This window comes from Shewanella sp. WE21 (assembly GCF_002966515.1).
Lineage (GTDB): Bacteria > Pseudomonadota > Gammaproteobacteria > Enterobacterales > Shewanellaceae > Shewanella > Shewanella oncorhynchi.
The window spans coordinates 1,836,543-1,861,456 of sequence record NZ_CP023019.1; the positions used below are offsets into that span (position 1 = coordinate 1,836,543).

Consider the following 24,914-nt stretch of genomic DNA (forward strand, 5'->3'; position numbering starts at 1 on the left):
TATTTTAGATTGAGTGACAGTTTAACGTTTTGATTGAATCTGTTGTTCATGATCAGATTAAGATTATGTGGGCAAATTTGGCTCATAATATTAACTTTTATTCATTGCAGGAGATGACAAATGGATCAGTTGGCTCATCACTATCGTGCCCATATTGCCGAGTTAAACCGCCGAGTCGCAGAGATTTTGTCTCGAGAAGCCTTGTCTGGTTTAGTGATCCATTCGGGTCAGCCGCATCGGATGTTTTTGGATGATATCAATTATCCCTTTAAAGCAAACCCGCACTTCAAGGCATGGTTGCCAGTGTTGGATAATCCGAATTGCTGGTTAGTCGTCAATGGTCGCGATAAGCCGCAGCTGATTTTTTATCGTCCTGTGGATTTTTGGCACAAAGTATCCGATGTGCCGGATATGTTCTGGACCGAGCATTTTGATATTAAGCTGTTAACTAAGGCCGATAAGGTCGCTGAGCTGTTACCTAAAGACACAGTTAATTGGGCTTATTTGGGTGAGCATTTAGATGTAGCCGAAGTGCTGGGTTTTACCAGTCGCAATCCCGATGCTGTGATGAGCTATTTGCATTACCACAGAACCACTAAAACTGAATATGAGCTGGAATGTATGCGCCGCGCCAACCAAATTGCGGTGCAGGGACATTTGGCTGCTAAAAATGCGTTTTATAACGGTGCTAGTGAGTTCGAGATCCAACAGCATTATTTATCTGCCGTGGGTCAGAGCGAAAATGAAGTGCCCTACGGCAATATTATCGCTCTTAATCAAAATGCGGCGATTTTGCATTACACCGCGCTCGAGCATCAAAGCCCTGCGAAACGTTTGTCTTTTCTTATCGATGCGGGCGCGAGCTACTTTGGTTATGCGTCTGATATCACTAGAACCTATGCATTCGAGAAGAATCGTTTCGATGAGTTGATCGCTGCGATGAATAAGGCGCAGCTTGAGCTTATCGACATGATGCGCCCCGGCGTGCGTTATCCTGATTTACACTTAGCGACTCACGCTAAAGTCGCGCAAATGCTATTGGATTTTGATTTAGCCACGGGTGATGCCCAAGGTTTGGTTGAAGAAGGCATTACCAGTGCTTTCTTCCCCCATGGTTTAGGCCACATGTTAGGTTTACAAGTGCATGATGTGGGTGGCTTCTCCCACGATGAGCGCGGTACACATATCGCGGCCCCCGAGGCCCATCCATTCCTACGTTGCACCCGCATTTTAGCGCCAAACCAAGTGCTGACTATGGAACCTGGGTTATACATCATAGATACTTTGCTCAATGAGCTTAAACAAGATAGTCGTGGCCAACAGATCAACTGGCAAACGGTTGATGAGTTAAGGCCTTTTGGCGGTATTCGTATCGAAGATAACGTCATAGTGCACCAAGATAGAAACGAGAATATGACCCGTGAGCTCGGCTTAGCCGATTGATGTTTGAAAATAGATTAGGGCGAATTCGTGCTCGAAAGTTATAACGTTCCCTGTGATGAAATCGTCATTGAAGAAGAGATAAAGCATAGTCGCTTTATCTCTTTTCTGTTTCATTGCGATAGTGTCGATAAATTAAAGTTAGTACTTACTGACATAAAGCGTGACTATCCCGGCGCAAGCCACTATTGCTCAGCTTTTGTTGCTGGCGCACCGGATGATAGCGTCTTGATTGGTTCGAGTGATGACGGTGAGCCCGCTGGCAGTGCAGGCCGCCCTATGTTAGCTGTGTTGCAAGGGGCACATATTGGCGAAGTTGGCGCCGTTGTCGTGCGTTACTATGGCGGTACTAAGCTAGGCGTAGGTGGACTCGTTCGGGCTTATACGTCGGGCTTAAGGCAAGGCTTGATTCAATTACCGACGCGACTCAAACAGTTACGGTATCCCGCCAAGTTGCATTGTGATTATGCGCAGCTGCGCGATGTCGAGCATCTATTACAGCAAGTGGATGCCGTGATCATCGATAAGCAATTTGCCGCAGCGGTCGATATTGTGTTTGAGATAGGGCGAGAGCAACAGGCATGGCTTTGTGAGTCGCTGGCGACACTGAGTCAAGGAAGTTTGAGGCCCGAGTTTGAGCTGTGATGCCTGCGTAAATTATGCCAAAATAGCCCAAATGCTGAAAATACCTTTACAGCCAATGGAATAATTGAACTCGCGTAATGCAATATAAAACCATAATTAGAATCATAGGCCTGCTGATTGGTTTATTTTCAATCACTATGCTGCCACCAGCACTGATCGCTGTTTGGTATAACGATGGCGGCGGCACGGCGTTTATGCAGGCATTTTTTGTTAGCCTATTTATTGGTTTTTGGCTCTGGTATCCAAACCGCCACTGCAAAGAAGAATTGCGTACGCGAGAGGGCTTCCTGATTGTCGTGCTGTTCTGGACTGTACTGGGTTCTATTGGTGCCTTGCCGTTTATCTTTTCGAGTCAGCCAGACTTAAGCTGGACAGACAGCTTCTTTGAATCTTTTTCTGCGTTAACTACCACCGGAGCCACTGTCATTGTCGGGCTCGATTTCCTACCTAAGGCCATTTTGTTTTACCGCCATATGTTGCAATGGCTTGGCGGCATGGGGATTATTGTGCTCGCAGTGGCTATTTTACCTGTGCTCGGTGTGGGAGGAATGCAGCTTTATCGCGCAGAAATTCCGGGGCCAGTGAAAGACAGTAAGATGACCCCGCGGATAGCCGAAACCGCTAAAGCACTTTGGTATATCTATTTACTGCTAACGATTTCCTGCGCGACGGCTTATTGGTGGGCGGGCATGAGTATTTTTGACGCCATTTGTCATTCATTTTCGACCATAGCCATTGGAGGTTTTTCGACCCACGATGCCAGTATGGGCTATTTCGATAGTCCTACTATTAATCTTATTTGTGTGTTCTTTTTAATTGTTTCTGCGGTTAACTTTAGCGTGCATTTTGCGGCATTCTCACGACGTGGGATTAACGTTAGAGTCTATTTTAAAGATGCTGAATTTAAGATGCTGGTGGCGATTCAACTTATTCTCACAGCGATTTGTTTCTTCACGCTTTATCGTTCTGGTATTTATGATTCGCCAGAAGAAACCTTAGATCATGCTTTATTTCAGGCAGTTTCAGTTGCCACTACGGCTGGATTTGGCACTGATAGCTTCCATCTGTGGCCATTATTTTTACCCATACTATTAATGTTTTCGAGTTTTATCGGTGGCTGTGGTGGCTCAACGGCGGGTGGGATTAAGGTCATTCGAGTAATTTTACTGCTGTTACAGGGTTCCCGTGAATTGAAACGACTCGTTCACCCTAAGGCAATGTTTTCGATTAGGATTGGCTCTAAAGCCTTGCCCGATCGCGTGGTTGATGCTGTTTGGGGATTCTTTTCTGCCTATGCGCTGGTGTTTGTGATTTGTATGCTTGCACTCATGGCGATGGGATTAGATGATATTACGGCTTTTAGTGCCACGGCGGCATGCTTAAACAACTTAGGCCCAGGTTTAGGTGAGGTAGCGAGCAATTATGCCAGTATTGGTGATGGAGCCAAGTGGGTATTGGTCGTGGCTATGCTGTTTGGTCGCCTCGAAGTATTTACCTTACTGATTTTGTTTACGCCAACTTTTTGGAAGAATTAATCATGCAGACGTTAATAATCTATTCGACGATAGATGGCCAAACATTGGCAATTTGCCAAAAAATGAAGACGATTGCTGAACAGGCGGGAGAGCAGGTTTCGCTCGCCACATTAGAGCAGGCGGAAGCGTTGAGTCTAGTGGATTTTGATAAAGTGCTGATTGGTGCCAGTATTCGTTATGGTAAACATAGACCAGAGCTTTATCAGTATGTGAATCGCCACCATGCAGTGCTAGATACTAAGATTAATGGTTTTTTTACCGTTAACGTAGTGGCGCGCAAATCCTTAAAAAATACGCCTGAAACCAATCCTTATATGCAAAAGTTTCTCAAGCTTTCACTGTGGCAACCCCAGCTGTTAGAAGTGTTTGCAGGCAAGATTGATTACCCTAAATACGGTTTCTTCGATCGGACCATGATACGTTTTATCATGTGGTTGACTAAAGGGCCAACGGATATCACAGGCACTTTTGAGTTTACCGATTGGGCAAAAGTCGATGCCTTCGGTAACCGTTTTAGCCAACATTAAAAACCATTAAGCCCTAATCACTTGCAAGAGGTTAGGGCTTAAATTTAGGCTAATTTTGCAGTGTTAGGCCGCGCAGTAGCGGCTATGCAGAATCGAAATCACTTGGGTGACTTGCTCGTTCTTGAGTTTATAGTAAACAATTTGCGAGCTCTTACGGGTATCCACCAGATCTTCTGCGCGTAATACGGCTAAATGCTGGGATAGGGCCGACTGGCTTAATGGCACTGTGGCGTTGAGCTCGGTTACGCTCAATTCTTTGTCTAGTAATAGACATAAAATCATTAGGCGATAAGGGTTCGCTATGGCCTTGAGCCATTTAGCCGCACTTTCCGCATTAGTTACCATTGCATCTACATCTATGTCATTTTGCATAAGGTCACTCACTTTATCGCTTTTGATTAGATAATTCTAATTGAACACATGTGTTTACGCAATCATACTGCTCGGCAATGCAGATCTCAATTTTTGCATCTCAGAATATGAGATACGACTGATTTGTGATCCTATCAGAGGTTTATTTAACGTAACCTTGCCACAATGGTGGTATTACTCAGTGGATCGGGAATTGCCTATGACACGCGTCCTCGTACTTTATTTTACCCGTGGTGGCCATACGGCCAAGATTGCCAGTGCAATTGCCGAGCAATTAAGATTTCGTGACGCTAAGGTTGACCTCATCGATATCAACAGTGCTGCCGCGACTTGTATTAATTGGCCTGATTATGATGTCGTTGCCTTAGGTGCCTGCGTGCTCTATGGCACCTATGATAAGAGCGTTTTTCAATTTATTGAGCAGCATGCACAGGCTCTGGGCGCATTGCCAAACAGTTTTTTCTGCGTCAATGTTGTGGCGAGAAATCCTGAAAAACGTATCCCTGCAAATAATAAATATCTGCAAAAGTTCATTGCGTTATCGCCATGGACGCCTGCTGATCTTAAAATTATTGCGGGCAAAGTGGATTATCCTTCATGGCCTTGGTATGACAGATTGGCGATTCAGTTGATTATGAAGATGACCAAGGGTCCAACTGATCCTAAGTCAGTTATCGATTATACCGACTGGGCTGATGTGAAAGTCTATGCTGATCATCTGTTGGAATTAGCTGACGTTACTGCAACTGCTTAATAAAAAAGGCGCTTAACAAGTTAAGCGCCTTTTTAGTATTCAAGCTCTACTGAATTAGTACTTCCAGAAACTCGGGTGGAACAACACCGCCACGGTTAATATTTCTAAACGACCGAGGAGCATGCCGAGTGACAACGCCCATTTAGCGACATCGGGTAGCGTTGAGAAGTTGCCTACAGGTCCAATAATAGGACCTAAACCAGGGCCTACGTTAGTGACTGCCGTAATCGCGCCCGTGAAACTGGTCACAGGATCGAGACCCGTGAGCACTAAAATCACTGACAGGCCTACAATCACCATCACAAACAGCAGGACGAAAGTGATCAGAGAGCGCACGATATCATCACTGATGATGCGGTTGTTGTAACGTTCCCTAAAGATACCGTTTGGATGACATTGCTGTTTCAATTGTTCGCGCATAATGGCCCCAGCAATTTGAAAACGGAAGATCTTAATCCCACCCGAAGTGGAACCAGAGCAACTACCGACAAACATTAAAAACAGGAAGGCGATATTGGCAAAGGCGCCCCAAGCACCGTAGTCCGTTAAGCCATAACCTGTAGTGGTGACTACCGATACCACGTTAAAGCTGGATAAACGCAGTGCATCTAGAAGTTCAATGTCGCGGGTTTGCCACAGCCAGAAGCCAATAGAACAAGAGACAAACGTGAGGAAAAATAAGAAGCCTTTGACCTGAGCATCGTTCCAAATCCGTAGATCCCTTTGCTGTATGGTTTGTACAAACATGAGTAGTGGCAAGCCACCTGCTGCCATAAAGAAAGTCCCAACCCAGTGTGCAGAGTTGGAGAACGCCGCCATTGAGCTATCTGAGGTCGAGTAGCCACCAGTCGAGAGGGTGGTCATTGCATGATTGATGGCCTGAAACCAAGTCATTCCCGCCAGATGATAGGCAACACAGCAGATACTCGTTAGTAAAATATATATAAAGAATAAATACTTAGCCATGCTTTGGGTGCGAGGCACGGCTTTATCGCTCCAATCGGATGATTCAGTGCGGAATAGCCGCATCCCGCCAACGTTTAAGAAGGGTAGAATCGCCACCGCCATTACGATAAAACCAATCCCACCTAGCCATTGCAATAAAGAGCGCCAGATTAAGATACTGTGATCCATAGTATCCAACCCTGAGAGTACAGTAGAACCTGTGGTCGTGATGCCGGACATGGTTTCAAAGAAGGCGTCGGTATAACCAATACCGTGATAAAGGGTAAATGGCATGGCCGCGAATAGGCTTACGATCAACCACGTTAGGCTGGTTAGTAGGAACATATCGCGGATATTGAGGTTAATGTTTTTGCTCTGGCCATTGTGTAAACACAGGCTTGAGCTAATGCCTGTGACTAATGCTGACACCATAAAAGAGCCCACAGTTTCCTCACCTTTGTATGCGGCGAGGAGCAGTGGGATCAGCATGAAGGCTGTCAGCATGGACAAAAACAGTCCTAAAATAAACAATAGCGGTCTAAAGTTCAGCATAAGTTGGCTTACTAAGGTTCTTAGAAGAAGAAAGCACTTGGTTGGAAAAGCTTCTCGACTTCGCCGACAAACTTTTTATTCACTAAGAACAAGATCACGTGATCTCCTTGCTCTATCACGGTTTTGTCGTGGGCCATCAGCACTTCATCATTGCGGACAATGGCGCCAATCGTTGTCCCCGGTGGCAACTTAATATCACCAATGGCTTTGCCAACGACTTTAGAAGTGCTGGCATCTCCGTGGGCGATGGCTTCAATTGCCTCGGCCGCCCCACGACGTAGAGAGTAAACGTTACAGATATCACCCTGACGAATATGAGTTAATAGTGCTGAAATCGTCGCTTGCTGTGGTGAGATTGCAATATCGATGTTGGCTTCTTGCACTATATCCACATAGGCTTCGCGTTGAATAAGCACCATGACCTTTTTCGCGCCCATACGTTTTGCTAGCAGGGCGGACATAATATTGGCTTCGTCGTCATTGGTGACCGCAATAAATACGTCGGTTTGGTCTATGTGTTCTTCGAGCAGTAATTCTTGATCTGAGGCATCACCGCAGAACACTGTGGTATTTTCCAGCTGCTCCGATAAGGCTTCTGCACGTTCTAATTTATGCTCAATCAGTTTGACCGAGTGGGTGCGCTCAAGGCGTTTTGCTAAACCTAGGCCTATGTTACCGCCACCGGCGATCATAATGTTGCGGTAGGAGTTATCGAGTTTTTGCATTTCGCTCATGACAGCACGAATGTGGCGACTGTCTGCAACGAAGAAGACTTCATCATCGGCTTCGATAATGGTCGTTCCGCGAGGCATAATAGCGCGGCCTTGGCGGAAAATCGCCGCGACCCGGGTATCAATATTGGGCATGTGTTCGCGAAGTGCCGCTAATGCATTCCCCACCAGTGGGCCGCCGTAATAGGCTCGAACAGCCACTAGGCTCAACCGGCCTTCCGCAAATTCAAGCACTTGCAATGCGCCTGGATATTCTACGAGTCGCTGGATGTAAGCGGTCACTAACTGTTCAGGGGCGATTAATTCATCGATCACGAAGCCGCCACGGGGACGACCATCGCTATTTTTGGTTTCACTGTCGATAAAGAGTTTATCGCGCATCGCCAAATAGGGTTCTGAGCGGATACGGGCAATTTTAGTCGGCGTACCAAAAAGGGTATAGGCAATCTGGCAGGCAGCCATATTACATTCATCACTATTGGTTACAGCGATAAGCATGTCGGCATCTTCTGCGCCTGCTTCTCTGAGCACATCAGGGTGAGCGGCATGGCCCGCTACGACGCGAAGGTCATATTTATCTTGCAGGGCGCGTAATCTGGATTTGTCATAATCGACAATGGTGATGTCATTGTTCTCACCCACCAAATTTTCGGCCAAGGTTCCCCCAACTTGACCCGCACCTAATATGATAATTTTCATGGCCTTGCTTACTTCCTAATCAGTCGCTTTCAATAAACGGGCATAATAAAACCCATCCATATTGTCTTGTCCTGGCGTGATTTGCCAACCTATATCCAGTGGCGAATTTTGCTGGGCAAGTGTGTCTAGCTTAGCATCTACCGTTCTATCTAAAAACGCACTGATCTGGTCGCGGTTTTCCTGCGGTAAAATCGAACAAGTGGCATAAAGAAGCGTGCCACCGGGTTTTAGCCACTTCCAGCAATGATCGAGAATTTGCTGTTGTAGTTCAGCCAATTCTTCAATGTCATGGTTTTTTCGCAACCATTTAATATCGGGATGGCGGCGGATCACTCCTGTGGCTGAGCAAGGCGCGTCCAGTAAGATACGATCAAATTGTCCGCCTTGCCACCATGAGTCTATGTTGGCCGCATCACCATGGATAAGCTCCGCTTTTAATGATAAGCGGTCAAGGTTCTGTTGCACACGTTCAAGGCGTTTGGCATCAAAATCAACAGCGACTAATTTGATACTCGGCTCAAGTTCGAGTAAGTGACAACTTTTGCCACCGGGTGCCACGCAGGCATCGAGTATTAATTCATTCGCTTGCGGGGCAAGTAAGGTCGCCGCCCATTGTGCCGCGCCATCTTGCACTGACGCTGCACCTTCATGAAAGTGTGGCAGAGTGGCGACATCCTTTGGATGCGCTAGGATAATGGCATCGGCACTGCTGCCTTCGCTCGCTTCAATGTCGATTTCGGCTAGGGCAGCGAGGTATTCGGTACGGCTCTGGGATAAGCGATTGTTACGCAGCCACATGGGCGGGCGTTCATGGCTTTGTTGAATGATGTCTTGCCATTGCTCGGGATAGGCTTCTTTTAAGCGCTTAATTAACCAAGCGGGTGTGTTATAGCTTAAGGTATCTGATTCTGTGCTTAGCGGCGATAGCTGGCGCTGAATATTGCGCAGTACACCATTAACCACTTTGACCATGCCTTCAAATTTTAATTGGCGACAGGCTTCGGCAGTTTCTGAAATTGCGGCGTGGCTTGGAATACGAGTGAAGTACAGTTGATAGCAACCTACGATCAGGAGCTGGTGGATAATCCTTTGTTTGCCTTTAAGTGGTTTCTCTAGGCATTCACTGATGCGTTTTTCTATTTGTGGCAGAGTGCGCATCACGCCGTAGCAGATCTCGGCAAGTAGGGCTTTATCTTTGCCGCTGGCAAGATGCTTTTGTTGATCAGGCAATGCCACTGACAGTGACACGCCTTTTTCTAATACTTCGAAGATGGCTTTCGCAGCAAGCGCGCGCAAGTTCATGATTATTGTGCCTCGTGTGCGAGGCGAGTATTCGGGCTAAACCATTCACCTCGAGCATTGAGAATATCAGCAACATTGAGTGGCTTTTTCCCCGGAAGCTGCATACTCAGCAGGGTTAACACACCATCAGCGGTGGCAACGTCTATGCCTTTTTTGCTGGCGCTGATAATAGTGCCTGGAGCGGCTGTGCTGGTGGTTTCGCTGACTTGAGTTTGCCACACTTTTATAGTGTTACCTTGGTGCTCAAAGTAACTCACAGGCCAAGGATTAAAGGCACGGACTTCTTGCCATAACTGTTTAGCGGATTTATTCCAGTCGAGTCTGGCTTCTTCTTTGCTGAGTTTTTCTGCGTAGTTTGCTAAGGCTTCATCTTGTTTTTCAGCGGCTAAGGTGCCATTTGCCAAACCTTCGAGTGCTTGCAATAGGGCAACGGGACCTTGTTCTGCCAGTTTCTCGTAAAGGCTGGCTGACGTGTCGTTATCTTCGATCGGCAGATAGGTTTTAAGCAGCATGTCACCTGTATCTAAACCCACATCCATCTGCATAACTGTTACACCAGTTTCTTTGTCGCCGGCCCAAAGTGCGCGTTGGATCGGTGCGGCACCACGCCAGCGTGGCAAAATAGAACCATGAACGTTAATACAACCTAAACGCGGTGTATCTAACACGACTTTTGGCAAGATCAGACCGTAAGCTACGACCACCATGATATCGGCGTTGAGTGCGGCAAGTTCTTGTTGCGCGGGTTCTTTACGTAATGAGCCGGGTTGAAACACTGGAATACTATTGGCGATAGCGAGTTCTTTTACTGGGCTGGCGGTCAGTTTCTTGCCGCGGCCAGCGGGTCTATCGGGCTGAGTGTAAACGCCAATCACATTGTGGTGTGAGTTTAAAAGTGCTTGTAAGTGGCGAGCGGCAAAATCCGGTGTTCCGGCAAAGATGATGTTGAGTGGTTTCAAATCTGATCCTATGCTTCTTTGGCGTCCAATCGGGCCGCTTTTTCAAGTTTTTGTTTGATCCGCTGACGTTTTAGCGGCGACAAATAATCGACAAACAATTTGCCTTTGAGGTGATCCATTTCGTGTTGAATACAAATGGCAAATAACTCATCGGCTTCAACTATAAATTCGTTACCGTGCCTGTCTAAGGCTTTTACCGTGACAAATTCGGCGCGATCGACTTTGGCGTAAATCCCCGGAACCGACAGGCAACCTTCTTCATTGCAGAAGTCACCGCTGCTGGCGATAATTTCAGGGTTGATAAACACTTTTGGTCGTTCGACTTCATCCTGTAAGTCCATGACAATAAGTTGTTTATGGTAATCAACTTGGGTCGCGGCCAGACCGATACCTTTTTCTTGGTACATGGTTTCGAACATATCATCAATTTGAGTCTGCAGCTCGGCATTAAACTCTGTGATGGGTGTGGCTTGTGTTCGTAATCTTTCGTCAGGGAATTGTAATACTTTTAATAGTGTCATACATAAACTCTTAACAAGTCTGTCAAATCTCTGCCAGTTAGTTATACTGACTGATGCTAATGAGTTAATTTTAATCTTTAGTGCCTACCAATAACAGTAAAAGCTCAAACTAAGAGTTAAACAACATGGAAATACCCATGAAACGGTTAATTTTACTCGCGTTAATGACATTCAATTGCACGTTTGTTGCCGCAGATACCCTGACGCTTAAGGCGGGGCATCCTGAGTCATATGTAGTGAAAAAGGGCGATACTCTTTGGGATATCTCCGCCGCGTTTCTGAATGACCCATGGAAATGGCCGAGTCTTTGGGATGTAAACCCACAGATTGCTAACCCCCACCTTATTTACCCTGGCGATCAACTCACTCTGGTATTTATTGATGGTCAGCCGCGCCTTGTGCGTAATGGTGCTACTGTCGATAGTGCTAAACCCCATGTAAAAAAGAGTCCCGAGGGACGTGTCATTGCTAAGAGTAATGCTATTCCAGCGGTTGATTTAGCCTTGATTGAACAATATTTAGTGCAGAATCGGGTCGTCGAGACTCACTGGCTTACTGAGCAACCTATGGTGCTGGCAGGTGAAAGTCCATCGCGTCACCATATTGTGGGTGATGTGATTTATATTGATGCTGAACTGCCAATAAACCAAAAGTATGGTATTTACGAACGCGGTCGCGAGTTTTTCAATAAAGAGTCAGGCGAAGCGTTAGGACAAGAAGCCATTTTGTCGTCTACTGGGCAAGTGATTGAGTCTGGTAAGGTTTCAAAAATTAAGTTGCTAACGAGCTTTCGCGAAACCAAAGCGGGCTTCAGAGTATTGCCGATGGAAAGTGATTCCTTGATGTCAGCTTACTTTACTCCTAAACCTGCGGAATTAAAGATACCGGCTTTAGTGTTAGCGACAGAATCAAATTTGCGTGAAGCGGGTAAGTTGAATGTCGTGTACTTAGATAAAGGCACTCAGGATGGCGTCGAGCCTGGGGTGGTATTTTCTATTTACCGTGATGGTGAGGTTATTGTTATCAACAATGACGGTATGCCGGTTCCTGCAATTGAACGTACTGCCTATGATAACCTAATGGCGTCAGTCTCTTCGGATCGTGCAGTTAAGATGCCGGATGTTTATCATGGTAAGTTGTTAGTGTTTAAAGTGTTTGATAAGGCGAGCTTAGGTTTGATTGTCTCCACCGAGCGGCCTGTTCGTGTCGACGATAAGTTAATCGCCCCAGAATCTTTAGCCTTAAGAGGTCTATAATCTCTGAAAATTTGGTCGATTGGTTAGTTGTTTGTGCTGTATCTGGGCTAGGACCCGCTCGGATCCAACAATTATTAACGCACATGGAAGTGGACGACCTCAGACAAAGGTTAGAGCATGAGAGACAAGCGCTACCTTTATCTGATCATCTGCTCCATAGCCTTGTTATTGATTATCAAAAAGTGGATGTCGCCCTCGAATGGCAACAGCAAGCCGCCGATCATCATCTGCTTTGTTTCTCTGATCCGCTTTATCCCCCATTATTAAAACAACTCTCAGATCCGCCCGCCGTTCTGTTCGTTAAAGGTTGCTTAGAGGCGTTAGCCCTTCCTTATCTTGCGATTGTTGGCAGTCGTAATGCTTCTCCAGGCGGATTGCAGGTCGCTTATCAATTGGCTGTTGAGATGTCCTCAATGGGATTTGGTATCTGTAGTGGCATGGCGATGGGGATTGATGGGGCGGCCCATAAAGCCTGTGTTGACCATCAAGGGCGCACTATTGCCGTACTAGGAACGGGCATAGAGATCATTTATCCACGAAAACATCGACAGCTTTATCATGATATTCAGCGGCAAGGCTGTATACTTAGCGAGTTTTGGCCTGATACTGGTCCCTTTGCGGGTAATTTCCCGAAACGAAATCGCATTATTAGCGGTCTATCTTTAGGTACTCTTGTGGTTGAAGCTTGTCGCAAAAGCGGCTCTTTAATCACTGCTAGGTTGGCGATGGAACAAGGGCGTGAGGTGTTTGCCGTTCCGGGCTCAATCTTAGGTGGTTACCATCAAGGCTGTCATGATTTATTACGTGATGGAGCAAAGCTTGTGGAAACCGCTGCCGATATAGTGGAAGAGTTGGCAAGTTTAACCGCTTTCCACCTTGAAGAATTGAAGTTATGCCACCATATACAGCAAGGCGAGATTTGTAATTTGCCATTTTCGTCTCTGTTAGCTAGTGTAGGTTATGAAACTACATCAATTGATGCAGTCGTTGAACATAGTGGAAAAACGATAGATCTGGTGTTAGAACAAATGCTTGAACTTGAGTTGCAAGGTTGGGTAATAGCAGTACCCGGTGGTTACGTCAGAGTAAAGAGGAGCTAGCCATGTTTGATATCCTCATGTATCTATTTGAAAACTATGTTCACAGTGAAGTTGAACTACTAGTTGATGAAGACGAGTTAACCAAGGAACTCACTCGTGCCGGATTTCATCAATCCGAGATTTTAAAAGCGTTAACTTGGTTAGAGCGCTTAGCTGAATTACAAGAAGGGGATAAACCTTATCTTTGTAATCACGATCAGCATTCGTTTCGTATCTATACGAAGGACGAAATGGACAAGCTGGATGTAGAATCCCGCGGTTTCTTGTTGTTTTTAGAGCAAGTTAAAGTGCTGAATGTCGAAACCCGTGAAATGGTGATCGATAGAGTGATGGAGTTGGATGAACCAACCCTGATTTTAGAAGATCTCAAATGGGTTATCTTAATGGTGCTGTTTAATGCTCCTGGCCATGAGTCCGCTTATGAGCAAATGGAAGATTTAATCTTCGAACAGCCCGAAGGCCGACTGCATTCTTAATTGTTGTGAAAGATGAATTATGAGAGAAAGGAGGCTAAGACCTCCTTTTTTGATGCCATAAATTCCTTGATGGCACTGCGCTTGATATCCTAATGCGCTACTACAGGTGGTGAATGATTATGTCTAAGATTGATGAACAATTATTTAGTGCCCACGAACACGCACTGGAAAAAGAATACGAACTTTGTCCTGAATGTGGCAGCGAGTTATCGGTTAAACACAGTAAGCACGGCGGTTTTATTGGCTGTAATAATTACCCTAGCTGTAATTACACTCGACCCTTAGTGCAGCACGAATCTATTGAAACTCAAGTGATTGAAGGTTCTGTATGTCCTGAATGCGGCCACGAGCTGGCGGTAAAATCTGGTCGATTTGGGATCTTTATCGGTTGCACTCAATACCCTAGCTGCACGCATATTGAAAAACAGGATCAAGCGAGTGACAAGCCTGACATTCCTTGCCCTGAATGCAAAGCGGGTAAGCTTGAGCACAGAACGAGTCGCTTCGGAAAGAGTTTTTATGCCTGCAGTGCTTACCCTAAGTGTAAGTTTATTGTGAATTATCCTCCGGTTGCTGAAGCTTGCCCGAGTTGTGGTTTTGGGATCTTAGTCGAGCGTAAAGGTGCGGCGGGGATGCGTTTAGAATGCCCGCAAAAAAGCTGTAAATACAAAAGACCACTTTAGTTTATTGTGTGACCTGCATCTTAATATTTGGCCGATGAAAGTGGCTTGCGTATAATCCTCGGCTGACCGCTGATGGGGTGGTCAGTATTCGAATTTATCCAATAATTTGATTGTTGAAATCGACAATACTCAAAAGGTGATCCTAAGATGTTGCAGCTGCACCCATCTGACATAAAAGATATTGTGCTTAACGGTGGCGTTATCGCTTATCCAACTGAGGCCGTTTATGGCCTAGGTTGCGACCCCGATAATGACACCGCTATCCAAAAGTTATTGGCTGTAAAACAGCGCCCATGGCAAAAGGGACTGATCTTAGTCGCCAGTGATTTTCAGCAGCTTTTAGCTTATGTTGATGAATCGCAATTAACGGCTGAGCAGCTCGAGTTTGCATTTTCCAAGTGGCCGGGGCCTTTTACCTTTGTAATGCCAATCAAAGCGCAGGTTTCAAAATACCTCTGTGGTGAATTTGACTCTATTGCAGTGCGAGTATCAGCCCATACTGGGGTGCAAGCCCTGTGCCGCGCGCTCAATAAACCTTTAGTGTCTACTAGCGCTAACCTTGCGGGTGAAGATCCAGCATTAACTGCCGATGAAATTCTCGCAGATTTTACAGGTAAAATTGATGCACTCGTATTAGGTGAACTCGGTGAGCAACGTCAGCCCTCGACCATTATCGATGCGCGAAGCGGCAAGATTTTACGAAATGGACAATGAGCAAACCAATAATAAGGATAACAAGATGAGTGTGCCTGATGTTGCAGTGGTAAAAGCGTTTTTAATCGATCTACAAAACCGAATTTGTGCTGGTTTACAGGCGCTGGATGGCCAAGCCACGTTCGCCGCCGATTCATGGACTCGCGCTGAAGGTGGTGGTGGTACTAGCCGAGTATTAACCCAAGGTGCAGTGTTCGAGCAAGCTGGGGTTAACTTTTCCCATGTGACTGGTGCTGCTATGCCTGCGTCGGCTACGGCGCATCGCCCTGAGTTAGCGGGCCGTAGTTTTGAAGCTATGGGCGTTTCTTTAGTGATTCATCCTAATAATCCTTATATCCCAACGACTCATGCCAATGTGCGCTTCTTCATCGCTCAAAAAGAGGATGCCGATCCCGTGTGGTGGTTTGGCGGTGGCTTTGATTTAACGCCTTATTATCCGTTCGAGGAAGATGTGCGCGAGTGGCACCAGACTTCTAAGGATATTTGCGCGCCTTTCGGGGATGAGGTTTATCCCAAGTATAAGAAATGGTGCGATGAGTATTTCTTCCTACCGCATCGTAATGAAACCCGCGGCGTGGGTGGATTGTTTTTCGATGACTTGAATCAAGCAGGATTCGAGCAAAGCTTTAGCTTTATGCAAGCTGTAGGTAATGGCTTCTTAACGGCCTATGCGCCGATTGTCGAGCGTCGTAAAGAGACTGAATTCGGTGAGCGTGAGCGTCAGTTCCAACTCTATCGTCGTGGTCGTTATGTTGAGTTCAACTTAGTCTACGACAGAGGCACTTTGTTTGGCCTACAGACGGGCGGCCGTACCGAGTCTATCTTAATGTCGATGCCGCCATTAGTGCGTTGGCAATATGCTTATACACCAGAGGCGGGAAGCCCTGAGGCAGATTTGTACGATAACTACCTCAAACCCCGCGACTGGGTTTAGCCAGTAATCAATGAAGTGGATGCAGCATCCACTTTATTGATTACGCATATGATCAGCCAGAGTTGAAATTGCCTTCAGAATGGCGGCTCGATGCTCTGGCATATTAATGTTTTCTTCAATCGCAAATTTCATACAAAACAGCCATTGATCCCGCATCGCCTCATCGACGGCGAAATGCATGTGTCGTGCTCGCAATGCGGGATGACCATATTTTTGCTGGTAGAGTTGCGGCCCGCCGAGCCAACCACTTAAAAATTCGAACAACTTCTGCTCTGATTCTGCGATTGGCGCTCTATGAATAGCAAATAGTGTTGTCGTTTCTGCCGAGCTTGCCATCTTTTGATAAAAACTCTTTGCGATAGCACGTATCACCTGTTCGCCGCCGATTAAATCATAGGCGTTAGATTGACTCGGATCGCGATCATCCTGTGGCGGAGTGTGTTTACTAAAAATCTTTTTAAGCCAGTTCATTGGAATAGTCGTTCACTAAATAGAGTGTATTGAGCCGATGGCGCATTATAGCGTGAAACCCAGCGTGAAATTTAGTTGAGCATAATTCGTCTTGCCTAGGCTCAAAAGCGCGGTAGACTGCAAAGCCATTGAACCTAAAATTTCATATCGCTATGACAGACAGATACGCAGTGTTTGGCAATCCAATTAGCCACAGTAAATCGCCGTTCATTCATGGACAATTTGCCGCGCCCACCCAAGAGTTATTAACCTATGAAGCCATTCTTGCTCCGGTCGATGGTTTTGAAGCCTCACTGACGGCGTTTTTCAATGCGGGCGGCAAGGGCGCGAATGTGACAGTGCCTTTTAAGGAGCAAGCTTTTGCGTTGTGTGACAGTCTCAGCCCAGAGGCCAAGCTTGCTGGCGCGGTAAACACCTTAAGTTTATTGGCCGATGGCACTATTCGCGGTGATAACACCGATGGTTTAGGGCTGGTGGCCGATCTCATCGCTAACTTAGGCAGCCTGCAAGATAAGCGCCTGTTACTTATTGGTGCTGGTGGTGCGGCGCGCGGTTGTATTCTGCCGTTATTAAATGCGGGAATTGCGCAGATGATCATCAGTAATCGCACTCACACTAAGGCACAGCTTCTGGTCGATATCTTTACTTCGGTGGATAACGGTGCTTTCGCAAATAGAGTCACCGCCGTAGAAATGAATGAGCTTGTGGGCGAGTTCGATGTCATCATCAATTCAACCTCGGCCAGTCTTGCGGGCGAGTTGCCAACTTTGCCAGCGCATATCATCACCACCCAAACTGTTTGTTATGACATGATGTATGGCGCCTCGGTCACCGCTTTTAACCAATGGGCGCTATCTCAAGGTGCAGCTAAGGTTATTGATGGGCTCGGCATGTTAGTCGGACAAGCGGCTAAGAGTTTTACCCTATGGCGAGGTATCGAGCCCGACACTCAAGTGGTATTAAATCTTTTGAGGGATAAACTAATGGCCGAGCCTAAGTAGGAAGCATGAATCAAAGTATTCTTTTTCCCGAACTGCAATATTGGGACGACGCCCACAAGCGAGTCTGTTTTATCGCGCAGTCACAGGGGATGAACATCAAGTGCTATATCAGTGTGAATAAGTTAGCCGAGCTGAATGATTTCTCTGAACAGCCGAGTGCCAATGAAGCCGCCGCTATACTGGCATTGTTTGATGCGGTGAGATTTGATGCCGAAGAAATGGCGGAAGATTTAATTGAAGCCGAAGAGTTTGATGATTTTGGGGCAGTACACTTAGGCTAAACTTATCGAACTTAGATAGTTTTCTGAATCAGCGAATAGCAAAAGGCGGTAGAGACTCAATGAGTCTCTACCGCCTTTCTTATATAGCTATAGTGACACTAAGCGACTAACTATAAGAGATTAGCTATAAGTGATTAGATGTTTTGTAACTCAACTAAGTATTCGTTTTTCAGTCTGACATAGTTGTCGGCAGATTCTGGCAAAAAGGCAATTTCGGCTGGCGTTAATGGGCGAGCCTGCCTAACTGGGCTGCCTACATATAAATAGCCACTCTGTAATACCTTGCCCGGTGGCACTAAAGAACCCGCACCTAAGATCACATCATCTTCTAAAATCGCACCGTCGAGAATAATCGCACCCATGCCTACTAATACTCGGTTACCGACTTTGCAACCGTGAAGCATAGCCTTGTGACCAATAGTCACGTCATCACCAATAATCAGTGGATGACCATCGGGACGAGCAGCTGACTTACGCGTTACATGCAATATGCTACCGTCTTGTACGTTCGAGCGCTTACCAATACGAATATGGTTAACATCACCACGCGCCGCCACCATAGGCCAAATACTGGTATCAGTATCTAACGCAATATCGCCAACAAGCACCGAAGCTTCATCTACATATACGTTATTGCCTAATTGAGGATGAATACCTTGGTAAGTTCTGAGTGGCCCTGACATAGAAAAGTCCCTAATTGAGTGGTTTTTAGCATTATAAAGGTTAAAAACTAGCGGGTCAGGTCAAATATCCAACGAACAGTGAGAAAATGACAGTTATCTTAAAAATAGGGGTTGCGGACTTTCTCAATCTCCCTATAATGCGCATCCACTGACACGGCAGACAGCGAAAGCCAGCTGACGAGTTAAGTTAAATTGAGTCGCTTTTAAGCACTTAATTCAATCGTAGCAAGAAGTTGAAAAAAACTCCTTGACGCGAAACGGGAAATGCGTAAAATACGCAGCCCTAGCCAACTGGAAGCGTTCGGCGCTCAGTGTGGTACTCAAGTTCTCTTACGGATATTGAGTTGCTCTTTAACAAGATAAAACAAGAAATCTGTGTGGACACTCACAGGTGTTGAGTTAATCGAAACTGCTTAGCCTTCGGGTTGGCAGTCAAAAATTTAAATCAATGTAACAATGAGTGTTCATAGTAATATGTACAGTTTGTTTCTTTAGTTAGAAACAAAAAATCAGAATTCATTGAGCCGTTTGACGAAAGTCAAACACCAAAACTTTAATTGAAGAGTTTGATCATGGCTCAGATTGAACGCTGGCGGCAGGCCTAACACATGCAAGTCGAGCGGCAGCACAAGGGAGTTTACTTCTGAGGTGGCGAGCGGCGGACGGGTGAGTAATGCCTAGGGATCTGCCCAGTCGAGGGGGATAACAGTTGGAAACGACTGCTAATACCGCATACGCCCTACGGGGGAAAGGAGGGGACCTTCGGGCCTTCCGCGATTGGATGAACCTAGGTGGGATTAGCTAGTTGGTGAGGTAATGGCTCACCAAGGCGACGATCCCTAGCTGTTCTGAGAGGATGATCAGCCACACTGGGACTGAGACACGGCCCAGACTCCTACGGGAGGCAGCAGTGGGGAATATTGCACAATGGGGGAAACCCTGATGCAGCCATGCCGCGTGTGTGAAGAAGGCCTTCGGGTTGTAAAGCACTTTCAGTAGGGAGGAAAGGGTGTAACTTAATACGTTATATCTGTGACGTTACCTACAGAAGAAGGACCGGCTAACTCCGTGCCAGCAGCCGCGGTAATACGGAGGGTCCGAGCGTTAATCGGAATTACTGGGCGTAAAGCGTGCGCAGGCGGTTTGTTAAGCGAGATGTGAAAGCCCTGGGCTCAACCTAGGAATAGCATTTCGAACTGGCGAACTAGAGTCTTGTAGAGGGGGGTAGAATTCCAGGTGTAGCGGTGAAATGCGTAGAGATCTGGAGGAATACCGGTGGCGAAGGCGGCCCCCTGGACAAAGACTGACGCTCATGCACGAAAGCGTGGGGAGCAAACAGGATTAGATACCCTGGTAGTCCACGCCGTAAACGATGTCTACTCGGAGTTTGGTGTCTTGAACACTGGGCTCTCAAGCTAACGCATTAAGTAGACCGCCTGGGGAGTACGGCCGCAAGGTTAAAACTCAAATGAATTGACGGGGGCCCGCACAAGCGGTGGAGCATGTGGTTTAATTCGATGCAACGCGAAGAACCTTACCTACTCTTGACATCCACGGAATTCGCTAGAGATAGCTTAGTGCCTTCGGGAACCGTGAGACAGGTGCTGCATGGCTGTCGTCAGCTCGTGTTGTGAAATGTTGGGTTAAGTCCCGCAACGAGCGCAACCCCTATCCTTATTTGCCAGCACGTAATGGTGGGAACTCTAGGGAGACTGCCGGTGATAAACCGGAGGAAGGTGGGGACGACGTCAAGTCATCATGGCCCTTACGAGTAGGGCTACACACGTGCTACAATGGCGAGTACAGAGGGTTGCAAAGCCGCGAGGTGGAGCTAATCTCACAAAGCTCGTCGTAGTCCGGATTGGAGTCTGCAACTCGACTCCATGAAGTCGGAATCGCTAGTAATCGTGGATCAGAATGCCACGGTGAATACGTTCCCGGGCCTTGTACACACCGCCCGTCACACCATGGGAGTGGGCTGCAAAAGAAGTGGGTAGCTTAACCTTCGGGGGGGCGCTCACCACTTTGTGGTTCATGACTGGGGTGAAGTCGTAACAAGGTAGCCCTAGGGGAACCTGGGGCTGGATCACCTCCTTACCTATACGACTAACTTAATGTTTGTTGAGTGTTCACACAGATTGCTTGTTTAGCTTCTCTCAGGAGAAGTCAGAGCGAAACATCCCTCTTGCAGGTAGATGTTGTTCTTTAACAATTTGGAAAGCTGATAGTATTTAATTACATGAGTCTGTCATGTGATTAATTACAAAACGTTTAATGCGAAAGCATTGAACATGAGTTCTCAAACACTTTATTAAGTGTCTTGAATATTCAATAGTAAATTATTCTTTGCTGAATAGTTTACGTCTAAGGCGCGTCCACTTCTTTGGTCAGAAGTGAGACAAGTAAAACCAAGCTGGTCGCAATGCGGCGCAGGTGAGTGAAACTCATTTGGGTTGTATGGTTAAGCGACTAAGCGTATACGGTGGATGCCTTGGCAGTCAGAGGCGATGAAGGACGTAGTAACTTGCGAAAAGCGTTGGCGAGCTAGTAACAAGCATTTGAGCTAACGATGTCCGAATGGGGGAACCCAGCAGCATAAGCTGTTATCGCAACATGAATACATAGTGTTGCGAGGCGAACGAGGGGAACTGAAACATCTAAGTACCCTTAGGAAAAGAAATCAACCGAGATTCCCCTAGTAGCGGCGAGCGAACGGGGATTAGCCCTTAAGTCAGTGGGGTGTTAGTGGAATGCGTTGGAAAGCGCAGCGGCACAGGGTGATAGCCCCGTACATGAAAACTAACCATTGATGAAAACGAGTAAGGCGGGACACGTGACATCCTGTTTGAATATGGGGGGACCATCCTCCAAGGCTAAATACTCCTGACTGACCGATAGTGAACCAGTACCGTGAGGGAAAGGCGAAAAGAACCCCTGTGAGGGGAGTGAAATAGAACCTGAAACCGTATACGTACAAGCAGTGGGAGCGGTTCTTGAGACCGTGACTGCGTACCTTTTGTATAATGGGTCAGCGACTTACATTTTGTAGCGAGGTTAAGCGAATAGCGGAGCCGTAGGGAAACCGAGTGTTAACTGCGCGTTTAGTTGCAAGGTGTAGACCCGAAACCCGGTGATCTAGCCATGGGCAGGTTGAAGGTTGAGTAACATCAACTGGAGGACCGAACCGACTAATGTTGAAAAATTAGCGGATGACTTGTGGCTGGGGGTGAAAGGCCAATCAAACCGGGAGATATCTGGTTCTCCTCGAAAGCTATTTAGGTAGCGCCTCGAGCGAATACCATTGGGGGTAGAGCACTGTTAAGGCTAGGGGGTCATCCCGACTTACCAACCCTTTGCAAACTCCGAATACCAATGAGTACTACTCGGGAGACAGACGGCGGGTGCTAACGTCCGTCGTCAAAAGGGAAACAACCCAGACCGTCAGCTAAGGTCCCAAAGTACTAGCTAAGTGGGAAACGATGTGGGAAGGCTTAGACAGCTAGGATGTTGGCTTAGAAGCAGCCATCATTTAAAGAAAGCGTAATAGCTCACTAGTCGAGTCGGCCTGCGCGGAAGATGTAACGGGGCTAAGCTAGTCACCGAAGCTACGGGTGCACAGTTTACTGTGCGCGGTAGAGGAGCGTTCTGTAAGCCGTTGAAGGTGAAGGGGTAACCCACGCTGGAGGTATCAGAAGTGCGAATGCTGACATGAGTAACGATAAAGGGGGTGAAAAACCCCCTCGCCGAAAGACCAAGGGTTCCTGTCCAACGTTAATCGGGGCAGGGTGAGTCGACCCCTAAGGTGAGGCCGAAAGGCGTAATCGATGGGAAACAGATTAATATTTCTGTACTTCCGCTAACTGCGATGGAGAGACGGAGAAGGCTAGGCTAGCGCGGCGTTGGTAGTCCGCGTTTAAGGTGGTAGGTGGTGTTCTTAGGCAAATCCGGGGACACGTACTTTAATGTACACACTGAGAGCTGATGACGAGGTCCTAAGGGACTGAAGTAGTTGATGCCATGCTTCCAGGAAAATCTTCTAAGCTTCAGGTTAGTGGGAATCGTACCCCAAACCGACACAGGTGGTCGGGTAGAGAATACCAAGGCGCTTGAGAGAACTCGGCTGAAGGAACTAGGCAAAATGGTACCGTAACTTCGGGAGAAGGTACGCTCCTGTTGGTGATGAGACTTGCTCTCTAAGCTGACGGGAGTCGCAGATACCAGGTGGCTGCAACTGTTTATCAAAAACACAGCACTGTGCAAACTCGCAAGAGGAAGTATACGGTGTGACGCCTGCCCGGTGCCGGAAGGTTAATTGATTGGGTTATCGCAAGAGAAGCTCATGATCGAAGCCCCGGTAAACGGCGGCCGTAACTATAACGGTCCTAAGGTAGCGAAATTCCTTGTCGGGTAAGTTCCGACCTGCACGAATGGCGTAATGATGGCCACGCTGTCTCCAGCCGAGACTCAGTGAAGTTGAAATTGCGGTGAAGATGCCGTATACCCGCGGCTAGACGGAAAGACCCCGTGAACCTTTACTATAGCTTGGCACTGAACATTGAACCTACATGTGTAGGATAGGTGGGAGACTTTGAAGTTGTGACGCTAGTCATGATGGAGTCGTCCTTGAAATACCACCCTTGTAGTTTTGATGTTCTAACCTAGGTCCCTTATCGGGATTAGGGACAGTGCCTGGTGGGTAGTTTGACTGGGGCGGTCTCCTCCCAAAGAGTAACGGAGGAGCACGAAGGTTGGCTAAGTACGGTCGGACATCGTACGGTTAGTGCAATGGCATAAGCCAGCTTAACTGCGAGACATACACGTCGAGCAGGTACGAAAGTAGGTCATAGTGATCCGGTGGTTCTGAATGGAAGGGCCATCGCTCAACGGATAAAAGGTACTCCGGGGATAACAGGCTGATACCGCCCAAGAGTTCATATCGACGGCGGTGTTTGGCACCTCGATGTCGGCTCATCACATCCTGGGGCTGAAGTCGGTCCCAAGGGTATGGCTGTTCGCCATTTAAAGTGGTACGCGAGCTGGGTTCAGAACGTCGTGAGACAGTTCGGTCCCTATCTGCCGTGGGCGTTGGATGATTGAAGGGAGCTGCTCCTAGTACGAGAGGACCGGAGTGGACGAACCGCTGGTGTTCGGGTTGTCATGCCAATGGCATTGCCCGGTAGCTACGTTCGGAATCGATAACCGCTGAAAGCATCTAAGCGGGAAGCGAGCCCTAAGATGAGTCATCCCTAGGAATTTAATTCCTCTAAAGAGCCGTTCGAGACTAGGACGTTGATAGGCATGGTGTGTAAGCGTTGTGAGGCGTTGAGCTAACATGTACTAATGACTCGAGAGGCTTAACCATACAACCCAGATGGGTTTTACAAAGAAGCCTTAGACAGAATACAGATACTTGATAAAGTTTGAACTCAAACAAAGAAAATCAGCTTTCCGAATTATTATTAACGTGAGCCAGAGATGGACACGGTAATAAACAGAATTTGCTTGGTGACAATAGCCTTGTGGAACCACCTGATCCCATCCCGAACTCAGAAGTGAAACGCAAACGCGCCGATGGTAGTGTGGGGTCTCCCCATGTGAGAGTAGGTCATCGCCAAGCGCCTAATTTAGGTTAACGTGTAGACGTTAAGCTAAAGGAGCGGTAGTTCAGTTGGTTAGAATACCGGCCTGTCACGCCGGGGGTCGCGGGTTCGAGTCCCGTCCGCTCCGCCAACATTAAGAGATAAGCCTCATCGAAAGATGAGGCTTTTTTCGTTATGGCGTTGCTGATAATTCGTGTCAGTGACGCACATGCTTCGGGCTCGAAGCACATGGTTATCCTCATACTCGGCCATCATGTAGATGAAATCCTTATCAGAATATGAAGCTTTCGCTTCAATGTTAAAAATCAAAACCTACTTTTTTGCCGATCTTTATTCCACTTTATCGATATTGTTTCTTTCACGTTCTGAAAACCTCCTGTGCGCGACTTGGCAGTATTGACCTGTGACACTGATCTCGGACAAATTAAACGGTATAATGCCTTATGTCTTTCATGAGTAACGAAAATGAATTGTCGTCTTGGGTGTGGTGCTTGCTGTATTGCGCCTTCAATAAGCAGCGGTATCCCGGGTATGCCAAAGGGTAAGGCGGCGGGTGAGCGTTGTGTGCAATTGAGCGATGCCAATTTATGTTTGATTTTCGGCTCGCCTGATCGTCCTGCGGTTTGTAGTGATTTCGATGCATCTGAAGATGTTTGTGGTCATTCGAACGAAGAGGCGCTTTGGTTGATTACCCAACTCGAATCTCAGACCTCTCATTAAGTTTATCGCTGAC

22 protein-coding genes, 1 tRNA gene and 3 rRNA genes are annotated in these 24,914 nt (G+C 47.0%); 18 read left to right on the plus strand and 8 right to left on the minus strand.

The features are described from left to right. The first annotated feature begins 120 nt into the window (after window positions 1-120). The 4 genes from pepQ to hemG (CKQ84_RS07875) all read left to right on the plus strand — a co-directional run bounded on the left by pepQ (window position 121) and on the right by hemG (CKQ84_RS07875) (window position 4,147). Complete coding sequence (pepQ, locus tag CKQ84_RS07860) at window positions 121-1,443, plus strand: Xaa-Pro dipeptidase (RefSeq protein WP_014609504.1); 1,323 nt, start codon at window positions 121-123, stop codon at window positions 1,441-1,443. Between the two features lie 27 nt (window positions 1,444-1,470). Continuing rightward, window positions 1,471-2,085 carry a YigZ family protein gene (locus CKQ84_RS07865; protein ID WP_105250820.1) on the plus strand — a complete coding sequence of 205 codons (615 nt, stop codon included), beginning with the start codon at window positions 1,471-1,473 and terminating at the stop codon, window positions 2,083-2,085. 77 nt (window positions 2,086-2,162) lie between these two features. Beyond that, window positions 2,163-3,620, plus strand: coding sequence for a TrkH family potassium uptake protein (locus tag CKQ84_RS07870; RefSeq protein WP_105250821.1), 1,458 nt, complete (start codon window positions 2,163-2,165; stop codon window positions 3,618-3,620). A gap of 2 nt (window positions 3,621-3,622) precedes the next feature. Next, window positions 3,623-4,147, plus strand: coding sequence for a menaquinone-dependent protoporphyrinogen IX dehydrogenase (gene hemG, locus CKQ84_RS07875; RefSeq protein WP_105250822.1), 525 nt, complete (start codon window positions 3,623-3,625; stop codon window positions 4,145-4,147). 63 nt (window positions 4,148-4,210) lie between these two features. On the opposite strand, the gene CKQ84_RS07880 is transcribed toward hemG (CKQ84_RS07875), so the two are convergent. Then, entirely contained in the window at window positions 4,211-4,519 is a 309-nt protein-coding gene (locus CKQ84_RS07880) for a metalloregulator ArsR/SmtB family transcription factor (RefSeq protein WP_105250823.1), read from the minus strand. A gap of 199 nt (window positions 4,520-4,718) precedes the next feature. Here CKQ84_RS07880 and hemG (CKQ84_RS07885) point away from each other — a divergent pair, with 199 nt between their 5' ends. Beyond that, the gene (gene hemG, locus CKQ84_RS07885) at window positions 4,719-5,273 is read left to right on the plus strand and encodes a menaquinone-dependent protoporphyrinogen IX dehydrogenase (protein WP_105250824.1); all 555 of its coding nucleotides are present in this window, start codon (window positions 4,719-4,721) and stop codon (window positions 5,271-5,273) included. 54 nt (window positions 5,274-5,327) lie between these two features. Here hemG (CKQ84_RS07885) and CKQ84_RS07890 read toward each other — a convergent pair whose 3' ends face one another. From CKQ84_RS07890 to def, 5 genes are read right to left on the minus strand one after another with little or no spacing between them, the layout of a single operon-like run. Continuing rightward, on the minus strand, window positions 5,328-6,770 hold the full coding sequence (locus CKQ84_RS07890) for a TrkH family potassium uptake protein (protein ID WP_105250825.1): 1,443 nt from the start codon (window positions 6,768-6,770) through the stop codon (window positions 5,328-5,330). 20 nt (window positions 6,771-6,790) lie between these two features. Further along, window positions 6,791-8,200 (minus strand): Trk system potassium transporter TrkA, encoded by a 1,410-nt coding sequence (trkA, locus tag CKQ84_RS07895; RefSeq protein WP_105250826.1) that lies wholly within the window; start codon window positions 8,198-8,200, stop codon window positions 6,791-6,793. Between the two features lie 15 nt (window positions 8,201-8,215). Then, entirely contained in the window at window positions 8,216-9,502 is a 1,287-nt protein-coding gene (rsmB, locus tag CKQ84_RS07900; RefSeq protein WP_105250827.1) for a 16S rRNA (cytosine(967)-C(5))-methyltransferase RsmB, read from the minus strand. 2 nt (window positions 9,503-9,504) lie between these two features. Beyond that, on the minus strand, window positions 9,505-10,461 hold the full coding sequence (gene fmt, locus CKQ84_RS07905) for a methionyl-tRNA formyltransferase (protein ID WP_105250828.1): 957 nt from the start codon (window positions 10,459-10,461) through the stop codon (window positions 9,505-9,507). Between the two features lie 8 nt (window positions 10,462-10,469). Beyond that, window positions 10,470-10,982: a peptide deformylase gene (gene def, locus CKQ84_RS07910; RefSeq protein WP_206766142.1), complete on the minus strand. Its 513-nt coding sequence runs from the start codon at window positions 10,980-10,982 to the stop codon at window positions 10,470-10,472. A 125-nt stretch (window positions 10,983-11,107) separates the two neighbouring features. Here def and CKQ84_RS07915 point away from each other — a divergent pair, with 125 nt between their 5' ends. The 6 genes from CKQ84_RS07915 (at window position 11,108) to hemF (ending at window position 16,145) form a co-directional block, all read left to right on the plus strand. Further along, entirely contained in the window at window positions 11,108-12,238 is a 1,131-nt protein-coding gene (locus CKQ84_RS07915; protein ID WP_105250830.1) for a LysM peptidoglycan-binding domain-containing protein, read from the plus strand. Window positions 12,239-12,321: 83 nt separating this feature from the next. Beyond that, window positions 12,322-13,338, plus strand: coding sequence for a DNA-processing protein DprA (gene dprA / locus CKQ84_RS07920; protein ID WP_173913166.1), 1,017 nt, complete (start codon window positions 12,322-12,324; stop codon window positions 13,336-13,338). 2 nt (window positions 13,339-13,340) lie between these two features. Then, a complete protein-coding gene (locus tag CKQ84_RS07925) occupies window positions 13,341-13,814 on the plus strand; it encodes a DUF494 family protein (RefSeq protein ID WP_006083793.1) in 474 nt (157 codons plus the stop codon). Window positions 13,815-13,933: 119 nt separating this feature from the next. Beyond that, window positions 13,934-14,497, plus strand: a complete 564-nt coding sequence (locus tag CKQ84_RS07930; protein ID WP_105253028.1) for a type I DNA topoisomerase — start codon at window positions 13,934-13,936, stop codon at window positions 14,495-14,497. Between the two features lie 147 nt (window positions 14,498-14,644). Beyond that, complete coding sequence (locus CKQ84_RS07935; protein ID WP_105250832.1) at window positions 14,645-15,211, plus strand: L-threonylcarbamoyladenylate synthase; 567 nt, start codon at window positions 14,645-14,647, stop codon at window positions 15,209-15,211. 25 nt (window positions 15,212-15,236) lie between these two features. Further along, on the plus strand, window positions 15,237-16,145 hold the full coding sequence (gene hemF, locus CKQ84_RS07940) for an oxygen-dependent coproporphyrinogen oxidase (protein WP_105253029.1): 909 nt from the start codon (window positions 15,237-15,239) through the stop codon (window positions 16,143-16,145). Window positions 16,146-16,178: 33 nt separating this feature from the next. Here hemF and CKQ84_RS07945 read toward each other — a convergent pair whose 3' ends face one another. Further along, window positions 16,179-16,616 (minus strand): group II truncated hemoglobin, encoded by a 438-nt coding sequence (locus tag CKQ84_RS07945; RefSeq protein WP_105250833.1) that lies wholly within the window; start codon window positions 16,614-16,616, stop codon window positions 16,179-16,181. Between the two features lie 152 nt (window positions 16,617-16,768). Between CKQ84_RS07945 and aroE the strand changes: the two genes are divergently transcribed. Next, the gene (gene aroE, locus CKQ84_RS07950; RefSeq protein ID WP_105250834.1) at window positions 16,769-17,617 is read left to right on the plus strand and encodes a shikimate dehydrogenase; all 849 of its coding nucleotides are present in this window, start codon (window positions 16,769-16,771) and stop codon (window positions 17,615-17,617) included. Window positions 17,618-17,622: 5 nt separating this feature from the next. Then, the gene (locus CKQ84_RS07955) at window positions 17,623-17,898 is read left to right on the plus strand and encodes a DUF1488 domain-containing protein (RefSeq protein ID WP_105250835.1); all 276 of its coding nucleotides are present in this window, start codon (window positions 17,623-17,625) and stop codon (window positions 17,896-17,898) included. A gap of 134 nt (window positions 17,899-18,032) precedes the next feature. Here the strand turns inward: CKQ84_RS07955 and CKQ84_RS07960 are convergent, their stop codons facing one another. Continuing rightward, complete coding sequence (locus tag CKQ84_RS07960) at window positions 18,033-18,581, minus strand: gamma carbonic anhydrase family protein (RefSeq protein WP_105250836.1); 549 nt, start codon at window positions 18,579-18,581, stop codon at window positions 18,033-18,035. A 554-nt stretch (window positions 18,582-19,135) separates the two neighbouring features. On the opposite strand from CKQ84_RS07960, the gene CKQ84_RS07965 reads away from it, so the two are divergent. From CKQ84_RS07965 to CKQ84_RS07985, 5 genes are all read left to right on the plus strand, one after another. Next, window positions 19,136-20,678, plus strand: a 16S ribosomal RNA gene (locus tag CKQ84_RS07965). A 362-nt stretch (window positions 20,679-21,040) separates the two neighbouring features. Continuing rightward, window positions 21,041-23,943 (plus strand): 23S ribosomal RNA (locus tag CKQ84_RS07970). Between the two features lie 139 nt (window positions 23,944-24,082). Further along, window positions 24,083-24,198: ribosomal RNA gene (rrf, locus tag CKQ84_RS07975) — 5S ribosomal RNA — on the plus strand. Together the 16S, 23S and 5S rRNA genes with 1 tRNA gene alongside form the textbook arrangement of a ribosomal RNA operon. A gap of 36 nt (window positions 24,199-24,234) precedes the next feature. Next, window positions 24,235-24,311: transfer RNA gene (locus tag CKQ84_RS07980), tRNA-Asp, on the plus strand. A gap of 335 nt (window positions 24,312-24,646) precedes the next feature. Beyond that, a complete protein-coding gene (locus CKQ84_RS07985) occupies window positions 24,647-24,901 on the plus strand; it encodes a YkgJ family cysteine cluster protein (RefSeq protein WP_105250837.1) in 255 nt (84 codons plus the stop codon). The last annotated feature ends 13 nt before the right edge of the window (window positions 24,902-24,914 follow it).